This window comes from Mesorhizobium sp., from assembly GCF_005063415.1.
Taxonomy (GTDB): domain Bacteria; phylum Pseudomonadota; class Alphaproteobacteria; order Rhizobiales; family Rhizobiaceae; genus Mesorhizobium.
This window is the reverse complement of record NZ_SUEG01000031.1, coordinates 43086-47164: the sequence shown is the minus strand read 5'-3', so window position 1 is coordinate 47164 and position 4079 is coordinate 43086. Positions and strand designations below refer to the sequence as shown.

At 64.6% G+C, this 4079-nt stretch carries 4 protein-coding genes; 3 read left to right on the top strand and 1 reads right to left on the bottom strand.

Annotated elements, in window-relative coordinates:
- The coding region (locus E5W70_RS11390) for a pyridoxal-phosphate dependent enzyme (RefSeq protein ID WP_366509691.1) at nt 1–178 on the bottom strand (178 nt) is incomplete at its 3' end.
- 127 nt (nt 179–305) lie between these two features.
- On the opposite strand from E5W70_RS11390, the gene E5W70_RS11385 reads away from it, so the two are divergent.
- The 3 genes from E5W70_RS11385 to E5W70_RS11375 all read left to right on the top strand — a co-directional run bounded on the left by E5W70_RS11385 (nt 306) and on the right by E5W70_RS11375 (nt 4077).
- Entirely contained in the window at nt 306–1700 is a 1395-nt protein-coding gene (locus tag E5W70_RS11385; RefSeq protein ID WP_292657772.1) for an aminopeptidase P family N-terminal domain-containing protein, read from the top strand.
- Between the two features lie 103 nt (nt 1701–1803).
- Nucleotides 1804–2877, top strand: coding sequence for an alpha/beta hydrolase (locus E5W70_RS11380; RefSeq protein ID WP_292657769.1), 1074 nt, complete (start codon nt 1804–1806; stop codon nt 2875–2877).
- Between the two features lie 132 nt (nt 2878–3009).
- The gene (locus E5W70_RS11375; protein WP_292657766.1) at nt 3010–4077 is read left to right on the top strand and encodes an alpha/beta hydrolase; all 1068 of its coding nucleotides are present in this window, start codon (nt 3010–3012) and stop codon (nt 4075–4077) included.
- Nucleotides 4078–4079 lie beyond the last annotated feature (2 nt).

Below are 4079 nucleotides of genomic sequence, written 5' to 3'. Positions count from 1 at the left end.
AGAAGTTGAAGGCGCCGCGGATCTTGTAGGATCGCACCGGCGTTAGGTCCTCGCGCTTCAGCAGCACCCGCGCGCCGGTCTTCTTCGACAGATAGTCGTTTTCCTGCAGCGGCGTTTCCGGAAAGATCTCGCGGATCGCGGCAGCGGCGGCAGCGACGTGAGAGGAGAAACTGGTCATGGCAAGAGCACCCCACAGGCTAGCCGAATTCGGTCCCGCTATTGCATATCCGGTCTCGCGAAGCCATTGTCCGGCCACCCCGAAAGGGTGTTCCCAAAACTTCGTTGGCCGTTAGGAGCGTCTGTTCATGCCTGTCGCATCGGTGGCCCAGAAAACCGTTTCGCTGCCGGAGTTCGGCGAGCCGACGGTGATGCCGCTGGTTACGCGCGCCACCTATGAGGCTCGCATAGCGGCACTGGTCGCGCGCGGCGGGTTCGATGCCTTCGTCGTGTATGGCGACCGCGAACATGCGGCCAATGTCGCCTATCTCTGCGGCTACGATCCGCGCTTCGAGGAGACGCTGCTGGTCATCGTTCCCGGCAAGCCGCCGAAACTGCTGGTCGGCAATGAGGGCTGGGGCTATGCCGAGATCTGCGACGGGCCGTACGAGCGCGTGCTCTACCAGACGTTTTCGCTGCCGGCGCAGCCGCGCGACCGCTCGCAGGCGCTGGCCGACATCCTCGTCGATTGCGGCCTGAAGGCCGGCCAGCGCATCGGCGCCATCGGCTGGAAGCCGTTCGGCCCCCGCGATGCCGGTTTTGGCGAAACGACGCTCGACCTGCCGTCCTTCATCGCCGACACGTTGCGCAGCCTTGCCGGCGATAGGGGCGTGATCGTCAACGCGGCTAACCTTTTGATGAACCCCGCCGACGGCCTGCGCGCCATCAATGAGGCCGACCAGCTGGCATCCTTCGAATTTGCCGCGACCTATTCCTCGCAAGGCCTGCGCAACGTCCTGCAAGGCATCGAACCCGGCATGACCGAATTGCAGGCGGCGCGGCTGATGGGCATCAACGGCCTGCCGCAATGCTGCCACCCGATGCTGTCGGCCGGCAAGCGGGCGCCCTATGGCCTGCCAAGCCCGCGTCTTGACGTCATCAAACGCGGCGACCCGATCACCATGGCTTACGGCATCCACGGCTCGCTCAACGCCCGCGCCGGGTTTCTGGTCGAATATGCGGCCGAGCTTCCAAGGGGCATCCAGGACTATGTCGAGAAACTGGTCGCGCCCTATTTCTGCGCCGTCGTCGACTGGTACGAGATGGTCGGCATCGGCGTTCCCGGCGGCGCGTTGTGGCAAGCGGTGCACGAGCGCATCGGCGATCCGTCCTTTGGCGTGTCGCTCAATCCTGGCCATCTTATCCATATCGACGAATGGATGCATTCGCCGGTATTTTCCCGTTCCGACATCAGATTGAAGTCGGGCATGGCCTTGCAGGTCGACATCATCCCGGCGACCGGCACCGATTACTTCACCACAAACATCGAGGACGGCATCGCGCTGGCCGACGAGGCGCTGCGCGAAGAGATCGCAGCGCGCTATCCCGAAGCCTGGCGCCGCATCGAGGCGCGCCGTGCCTTCATGACCGACGTGCTCGGCATAAGGCTGAAGTCGGAAGTGCTGCCGTTTTCCAACATTCCGGCCTTCCTGCCGCCGTTCTGGCTTTCGCGCAACACTGCGATGGCAGTCGCGAGGCGCTGAGCGCATTTCAGCGCCTGCGACTTACTTCTGCCGCACTTCGCCTGTCCGGGAGGTGCGGCGGAGGTGGATGGGCCTTTGGTTAGGCCGGAGTGGAATTGCTTAAGTGCCCTTGAAGACGATTTGCATCATTGTCCTTGCCGCGCTGCTCGCCGGCTGCGGCGGCCGCCAAACCGAGGAACTGCTCGGCAGCGCCATGATGGCGGTGCCGGTGACGGAAATCGCCGGCAATCACTCGATCTTCATCGCCACCACGCGCAAGCGCTCCGACGATCCCAACAAGGTCTTCGACGGCGAGCGCTCGGCGACGCTGAACTATGCCCGCGTCAACGTCACCGTCCCCGGTATCCACAAGACAGGCCAGATCGAGCGACGCTCGCGCGGCAAGTCGGACGATCCGGCTAAATACTTCATGGCTTCCGAGGTCGTCGGCTACGACACCCAGCCGAAATTCTCCAGTGCGCTCAGTGCCGACATCGCGGCGCGCGGCGGCCGCGTCATGGTCTTCGTCCACGGCTACAACACCGGCTTCGACGACGCGGTCTACCGCGTCACCCAGATCACCCATGATTCCGGCTATCCGGGCACACCGGTGCTGTTTTCCTGGGCGTCGGGCGCCAAGACCACCGACTACGTCTACGACAAGGAAAGCGCCAGCGTTGCCCGCGACCAGCTCGAAGTGACGCTGAGAATGCTGGCGCAGACCGGCGCGCGGCGCATCGACATCGTCGCCCATTCGCTGGGAACCTGGGTTACCATGGAGGCGCTGCGCCAGCTCGCCATCACCGGTGACCGCGATCTCGGCGGCAAGCTCGGCGACGTCGTGCTGGCCTCGCCCGACATCGACGTCGACGTATTCAAGAGTCAGATGCGCCGCTACGGCAAGCCGGACAAGCCGTTTATCCTGCTGCTCTCCGACGACGACCGGGCGCTCAGGTTATCGGGCCTGATCGCCGGTGCGCGGCCGCGCGTCGGCGACTACAAGAACGCCGCCGACCTCGCCAGCTATGGCGTGTCGGTCGTCGATCTCTCCAGCGTCAAGGGAGCCGACCGCTTCAACCACACCAAATTCGCCGACAATCCGGAATTGGTGCAGTTGATCGGCCAGAAGCTGCGCGAGGATGACGGGTTTGCCAGCGACCGCGAGGTGACCGACCGGATCGCCTCGGTCGGACAATAGCTGCATTGCGCAGCAGTCGTTGTTGATCATTGCCGCACCATCGGAACAGTTTGAACTGGACCGTACCGGCCTCTGCCTCTATCGAATAGGCCAAGACGTCTCCGGCTCGACGTCGCCTTTGCGGGAGCCCGCGTGACCGTGCCTTCGAAGATCCTTCTCGTCGTTGCGTTCGCGCTCGCGGTTGCCGGCTGCGCCGGCCAGAACACGCACGACCTGCTCAACAAGACGACGATCACCGTGCCTGCTGCCGACATCGCGGCGACGCACAAGATCTTCGTCGCCACGACCCGGCAAAAGGCAACGAAGGAGCCCCGGCAGGTGTTCGACGGCGACCGCTCGCCGACCACCAGCTTTGCCAGCGTCGAGGTGACGGTGCCCAAAATCCACCAGCTCGGCGCCATCGAGCGGGTCAAGGGCTCGGCCAACAGCAATCCGGCGAAGGATTTCACGGCGACCGGCGTCACCTTCTACGAAGGTGCGCCGCAATTCGCCAAGGCGGTCGGCGCCGATATCGCGATGCGCGGCGACCGCGTGCTGTTTTCGTGGGCATCGAGCGGCAAGACGACCGGCTACATCTACGACAAGGAAAGCGCCAATGCGGCGCGCGACGATCTCGAAGCGACGCTGCGCATGCTCGCCAAGAGCCGCGCCAAGAGCATCGACATCATTGCCCATTCGATGGGAACCTGGGTGACCATGGAAGCGTTGCGCCAGCTTGCCATCACCGGCGACCGCGAGCTCGGCGGCAAGCTCGGCTACGTCATCCTGGCTTCGCCCGACATCGACGTCGACGTGTTCAAGAAGCAGATGATCCGCTACGGCAAGCCCGACAAGCCGTTCGCCGTGCTGCTTTCGGGCGACGACCGGGCGCTCAGGCTGTCGACCCTGATCTCCGGCGACAAGCCGCGCGTCGGCGACTATGGCGACGCAGCCGACCTCGCAAGCTACGGCGTCTCGGTGGTCGACCTGACCAAGACCAAGGGCGGCGACCGGCTGAACCACGCCAAGTTCGCCGACAACCCGTTCCTGGTGCAGCTGCTCGGCGACCGCCTGCGCGCCCCGGCCGGCCTTGCCTCCGAAGAAACCGCGCCGGCCCAACTCGACAATCTCGGCCAGGGCCTCGGCAAGGCCGTCGGCTCGGTCGCCGAAATCGTCATCACCACGCCGTTCAAGGTGCTGACCATCGCCACCGGCGGGTGAAG

Coding starts and splice junctions, on each gene's coding strand:
- E5W70_RS11385 (WP_292657772.1), top strand. CDS start 306: ATGCCTGTCGCATCGGTGGCCCAGAAAACCGTTTCGCTGCCGGAGTTC.